The following is a 5580-nucleotide window of genomic DNA, read 5'->3' as shown; positions in this document are numbered from 1 at the left end:
TCAGTTTTCAAAGGTCAATTATCTTCTTTTTCGTCGCTGCCGTATTGTCAGCGGCGACTTTTATAATATATCACATTGTGTTTCTTTTAGTCAAGAAGTTTTTTTAATCTTTTTTCGATTAAATTTTCTCGACTTCTTATTGCCTGAGCGCCCTATCAAACGGGCGAAAATTAATATACCACACATAGTTAGTGAGCGTCAACTATTATATTAAAGTTAATTTCAGACCGAGCAATAATGCTACTCCAGGCAGCCCGAGAACCATTACGGTACCTATAGTCATAGGATTAAGTGGAATATAGGTTTCATCTATAAAGCCGGAAAAATTAAATATATAAATAGCGATGGCCGATAAAGCCAAATGTGACCCAAATAACGTTAACCACCCAAGCCCCAGCTTTTTTTTGAACACGACCAAGATTAGAAGAAGCAGCGAAACACACAAAACACCAGCCACGATCAACTTCATCCTCTACACCTCCCAAATCATCTTCCGGAGTTCAACCTATATTTGCTCGTCATCCATTCTCTCGCTTCAGTTCCCGTTGGTACATCTGCACACTATTTATTTTCAATTGTTTCGCCTGCTTCAGATTCATCTGGTATTTACGCTCAGCCGCCTCCAGCATATAAATAGCGTAATCAATCTGATCCTGGCCTAAGGCCTCCTGAAACATAAGATGCGCTCTCTCCCACTCCATCTGAGATTTGCGCACGTCCAAAAACACACCCCACATCGCTTCTTGTTCCTCTTCCGTTATGATTCTGTCCTGATTCGATTTCAAGGATCGGTTCCACCACAACATTTCCATACCTCCCGTATATGCATGCGTTAATATAAAGCTGCCAGTACATACATATTCGAGAGAAGGACAAACTTAGAACCATAAAAAAGAGAGCCCCTCAGAGCTCCCTATAGCAAGCATCATATTATTATTTATTACTAGAGCTCTCTTCGGCCTTCCAGAGCCTTCGATAGCGTCACTTCATCCGCATACTCCAAATCGCCGCCTACCGGCAGGCCATGAGCTATACGCGTCACTTTAATCTCAAATGGACGAACCAGACGTGAAATATACATCGCCGTGGCTTCCCCTTCAATATTCGGATTCGTAGCCAAAATCAGTTCCTTAACCCGCTCATCGCTTAGCCGCGTCAGCAGTTCTTTCAGTCTGATCTCCTCTGGCCCAATCCCCTCCATAGGCGAGATTGCTCCATGCAGAACATGGTAGTACCCGTCAAATTCCTTGGTACGTTCCATGGCTACTAAGTCCTTGGCATCCTGGACTACACAAATAACGGATGAATCACGGCTCTTATCCTGACAAATTCGACAGGGATCCGTATCGGTAATATTGCAGCATATAGAGCAAAAGTGCAGATTGCGCTTCACGCTTACGAGTGCCTTGGCAAAATCAATAACGTCATCTTCCTTCATGTTCAGGACATGAAACGCCAGGCGGGCAGCCGTCTTAGGCCCCACACCCGGCAGTCTTGTAAATGCATCGATCAGCTTCGCGATCGGTTCGGGATAGTACAAATGTAAACTACTCCTTCTGCCTATATATTAGAACAAGCCCGGAATTTTCATACCGCCCGTGAATTTACCCATATCGGCATTAGCCAGTTCTTCCGCTTTGGCAAGCGCATCATTAACTGCTGTCATCACGAGATCCTGCAGCATTTCAACATCATCCGGATCAACTGCCTCCGGCTTGATGTTAATGGACATCACTTGTTTATGACCGCTGACTTGTACGGTAACTACACCGCCGCCAGAAGAACCTTCTACCGTTTTTGTTGCCAGTTCTTCCTGCGCTTTCAGCATTTGCTCCTGCATTTTTTTCACTTGCTTCATCATTTGGTTCATATTGTTCATAAGTTTATCTCTCCTTTAAATGGAATGCACGCTGTACGTGCTAATCTTTTATGACAACGAGGTCTTCACCAAATAATTGGATGGCCTCATCAATCCATGGCTTCTCCCCGCCGGCTTCGGCTTCCTCATGCTCCAGCTTTAATTCTTCTGCCTGAGGTTTGCCCTCGCCTTCAACGGCTTCGCCCCAGTCCCGCAGCATCATCGTTACCAGATGATACGGACGGCCAAGCTGGGATTCCAGTACTCCCTCAATCACCTGCTTGTTGGCAGGCTTTTCGGTCGTTTCCCGGTGAATATTATTCTTAAATGCAACCAGAACATTATCCTCCCATACGGAAACAGGCTCCCCATCCATAAACCAGGCGTGTACGGTGACTTTTTCTTCTTTCACACCCTGCAAAATCTGGGCCCACTGGCGCTGAACTTTCAAGAAAGGCTCAGACGTTCTTGAAGCTACGTACTGTTCCATATGCTGCGGCTTCTTGGCGGTTGATGCCACTCTCGGAGCAGGAGTCCGGTTCGCTTGTCTGGAAGTATCGCGGCCCTCTGCTGCCGGCACACCCTTTTGCATAATACGTTCGAGCTTTTTCTCAAGCGATGCTACCTGTTGTTTCAACCTGTTTAATTCTCCAGCATCGGCTGCATTTCCTGCTGATCCCCCGTGCTGTGCTGAGTCGCCGCCCCCTTGTGGTATTCCGCACAGTTTAAGGAGGGCTACCTCAAACAAGGTTTGTGGCTGTGAGGCGTATTTCATCTCACCCTGATAACGGTTCAGCGTATCAATCATCTTGAACAGTTCTTCTCTGGAGAAAGCGTTAGCCATCTCCTTAAAATCAACCGTATTCAATACGCGCTCAGTCAGTTTATCCGCTTCGGGCACCATTTTGATCAAGAGCAGATCCCGGAAATAATACAACAGGTTCTCCATGCATTTATCTGCACTTTTACCTTCCTGCATAAACTGTTCCACAATCTGGAGGACAAGCCCTGCATCTCCCTGTTTTATTGCGGATGCCAAACGGCCGAATTGCTCCGAGGCAATACCACCTGTCATATCCATGACCTGCTGGTACGTTACCTTCCCTCCGGTAAAGGAAGAAATCTGATCTAAAATGCTCAGCGCATCGCGCATCCCGCCATCGGATAACCTTGCGATATACTGCAGAGCCTCCGGATCAGCATTAATGCCTTCCTCTGTGCATATGCGTTCTAGACGCTCACTCTGTTCTTCCAGGGAAACCCTCCGGAAATCGAAACGTTGACAGCGTGATATGATGGTGGCCGGCAATTTATGCGGCTCGGTGGTAGCCAATATAAACATCACATGTGCCGGAGGCTCCTCAAGCGTCTTCAATAGCGCATTAAAAGCTTCCGTTGTCAGCATGTGTACTTCATCAATAATGTAAACCTTACGACGAACCTCTGTGGGCGCATATTTCACTTTCTCCCGCAGGTCCCGGATTTCTTCCACACCGCGATTGGACGCCGCATCGATCTCCTGTACATCCATAACCGCACCAGCTGTTATTCGTCGGCACGCTTCGCATTCGTTGCAAGGCTCTTCTGTTGGACCATTCTCACAGTTCACGGCCTTGGCCAAAATTTTAGCGGCACTGGTCTTACCTGTACCCCGCGGACCGCTGAACAGGTAGGCATGGGAGACCCGTTGCTCGCGAATCGCGTTCTGCAGGGTCTGGATAATATGCTGCTGGCCCACCATGTCGCGGAACGACTGGGGCCTCCAGGCACGATATAACGCAATATGTTCCACTTTGCTTTACCTCTTTTCAACTTCCACTTCAGCGGTATAAATACCGCAATGTCGACATATTAGAAAGTTAGAAAATCATCACTTGCTTGTATTACTCACAAGAATAGACTTCCGCATAAAACGGTTAATATCCATACATCTACGTGGACTTACTCATTATACTACATTCTATACTAATTTCCCCAGCCCAGCAAAACGTTTAACGGGAAATTATATAGCGGATAAAATATTAAGCCAGGCATAAGATTCCCCTCACGCCTGGCTTATGAATGATTGTAAAAAAAAGCATCCCTGTCTAAACGACAGAGATGCTTGAGTGTTCGGTATATGTATACCGCGCACCTGTTATTGATAATTGCGATCCGAGCGGCAATCCTGAGCAACAACTCGGGCTAGGCTACCCTCCGGCACAAAAGCGGGCTTGCTTATGGCTGCTTCCTTCCGGACCTGACCAGGTTCACAAGTGCTCATTGCGGAAGACCCAACCGTCAACATCGAGCGCAGGGACCAGCCTCACATCGACAATACCTCTAACAGGAATTCAACCTCGCTACAGCGGATTGCGAGTTACAGGGCACCGCTACCTCCCCGTCTAGCGCGGCGAAATTAAGTATATCGCATGCATGTCCAAATTGCAACATGGGGAATAAGTTGGCGGGTATACCAACTCTAATTAACCCTTAATTAAAATCAAAAACCCTCCGTACAGGACGAAGGGTCTGATTATTAGATACCGTATTTCTTCTTAAATCTATCGACACGGCCACCAGCATCCAAGAACTTCTGCTTACCAGTAAAGAATGGATGGCAGTTGGAGCAGATCTCCACACGAAGGTCCGGCTTAACGGAACCTGTTTCAAACGTGTTACCGCAAGCGCAAGTTACCGTAGTAACGTGATATTTCGGTTGAATATCTTGTCTCATTAGACTTTCACCTCTTTCCGCCCTGAGCCTCATGCGGACTCAGAGTATTTGGACACATAAAAAAAGTATATCATGCACATTTTATTTGTGCAATAGTCCATCATAAAACAACGGCTTAAATAACAACTTCACCGTTTATTTTGCCCAAAACATCAAGCCTATAACGAATTAGATAATGGAAGGCTTTCTCTTCGGACGAGCCATTCCCGCTGGCGGTACATGCGTATAAGAGCCAATGACCACATCCGGCAGCTCAGCCTGCATAATCTCAATGGCCTGCTTCATACCGAGAATCTCCCCTTGTGGAGGAGGGATCAGGTTGAAATAACTTTCCGGATCTATATTCAAATTGCGAAGCTGGATCAGACGAAGACCTGTACGCCGCGCAAATTCTATCATCGCTTCGAGCTCCTCTTCACGATCCGTCACTCCCGGGAAGATCAGATAGTTAATGGAAGTATATACGCCTTGGTCTGTTGCATAGCGAAGGGATTTCTCCACATTAGCCAGATTATATGCCCGAGGCTTGTAGTAAGCATTATAATGATCATCCAGCGCACTGATCGTGCTGACGCGCATTAGATCAAGACCAGCATCCACGATTCCGCGAATATGATCGGTCAGGCCTGCGTTGGTATTGATATTGATATAGCCCATATCGGTGATTGAGCGAACTTCGCGTATCGCTTCAATGATAATCTTCGCCTGCGTTGAAGGCTCTCCTTCACAACCCTGTCCAAAGCTAATGATGGATTCGGGCGTTTTCAGATGCTCCAGCATAATCTGGACCAGTTCATCGGTGCGCGGGCGGAAGTTCATCCGGGTCTGCGGAGCGACAAAGCCGCTGTCATCCGGCTGGTCCGAGATGCAGCCAAAGCAGCCTGCATTACAGGAGTATGAAACAGGCACCGCGCCTTCCCACCGGTTCAAAAATGTATTGGATGCCGTCAAGCATTCATAACCCAATGCACAGTTTGAAAGATGCTGGTACAGGCGGTTCTCGGGG

General features: G+C 47.1%; 8 protein-coding genes and 1 other RNA gene. 1 reads left to right on the top strand and 8 read right to left on the bottom strand.

Features of this window, described 5'->3' with window-relative positions; genetic code table 11:
* A partial coding sequence (locus BN1234_RS22630) for a hypothetical protein (protein ID WP_211751810.1) occupies positions 1-214 on the top strand: 214 nt, incomplete at its 5' end.
* Here the strand turns inward: BN1234_RS22630 and BN1234_RS16950 are convergent.
* From BN1234_RS16950 to BN1234_RS16920, 8 genes are all read right to left on the bottom strand, one after another.
* The gene (locus tag BN1234_RS16950) at positions 206-469 is read right to left on the bottom strand and encodes a pro-sigmaK processing inhibitor BofA family protein (RefSeq protein WP_054957832.1); all 264 of its coding nucleotides are present in this window, start codon (positions 467-469) and stop codon (positions 206-208) included. The genes BN1234_RS22630 and BN1234_RS16950 overlap by 9 nt on opposite strands.
* A gap of 49 nt (positions 470-518) precedes the next feature.
* Positions 519-806 (bottom strand): DUF2508 family protein, encoded by a 288-nt coding sequence (locus BN1234_RS16945; RefSeq protein WP_054957831.1) that lies wholly within the window; start codon positions 804-806, stop codon positions 519-521.
* 137 nt (positions 807-943) lie between these two features.
* Positions 944-1540: a recombination mediator RecR gene (gene recR / locus BN1234_RS16940; RefSeq protein WP_054957830.1), complete on the bottom strand. Its 597-nt coding sequence runs from the start codon at positions 1538-1540 to the stop codon at positions 944-946.
* A 27-nt stretch (positions 1541-1567) separates the two neighbouring features.
* Positions 1568-1879, bottom strand: a complete 312-nt coding sequence (locus BN1234_RS16935) for a YbaB/EbfC family nucleoid-associated protein (RefSeq protein ID WP_054957829.1) — start codon at positions 1877-1879, stop codon at positions 1568-1570.
* Positions 1880-1919: 40 nt separating this feature from the next.
* Complete coding sequence (gene dnaX, locus BN1234_RS16930; protein ID WP_054957828.1) at positions 1920-3650, bottom strand: DNA polymerase III subunit gamma/tau; 1731 nt, start codon at positions 3648-3650, stop codon at positions 1920-1922.
* Positions 3651-3984: 334 nt separating this feature from the next.
* Positions 3985-4251: signal recognition particle sRNA large type (ffs, locus tag BN1234_RS21990), an RNA gene on the bottom strand.
* A gap of 125 nt (positions 4252-4376) precedes the next feature.
* The gene (rpmE, locus tag BN1234_RS16925) at positions 4377-4574 is read right to left on the bottom strand and encodes a 50S ribosomal protein L31 (protein WP_054957827.1); all 198 of its coding nucleotides are present in this window, start codon (positions 4572-4574) and stop codon (positions 4377-4379) included.
* A gap of 168 nt (positions 4575-4742) precedes the next feature.
* Positions 4743-5580 (bottom strand): radical SAM family protein (locus BN1234_RS16920; RefSeq protein WP_156337254.1); only part of this gene is annotated, 838 nt, incomplete at its 5' end.

It is taken from the genome of Paenibacillus dakarensis (assembly GCF_001373415.1).
In the GTDB taxonomy this organism is placed as follows: Bacteria; Bacillota; Bacilli; order Paenibacillales; family Paenibacillaceae; genus Paenibacillus_AQ; species Paenibacillus_AQ dakarensis.
The sequence above is the reverse complement of the archived record's forward strand: the minus strand, read 5'-3'. Positions and strand labels throughout refer to the sequence as shown.

Bases quoted from the DNA above. Each gene is read 5' to 3' on its own strand.
- BN1234_RS16950 (WP_054957832.1), bottom strand. From the start codon at position 469: ATGAAGTTGATCGTGGCTGGTGTTTTGTGTGTTTCGCTGCTTCTTCTA.
- BN1234_RS16945 (WP_054957831.1), bottom strand. From the start codon at position 806: ATGTTGTGGTGGAACCGATCCTTGAAATCGAATCAGGACAGAATCATA.
- BN1234_RS16935 (WP_054957829.1), bottom strand. From the start codon at position 1,879: ATGAACAATATGAACCAAATGATGAAGCAAGTGAAAAAAATGCAGGAG.
- rpmE (WP_054957827.1), bottom strand. From the start codon at position 4,574: ATGAGACAAGATATTCAACCGAAATATCACGTTACTACGGTAACTTGC.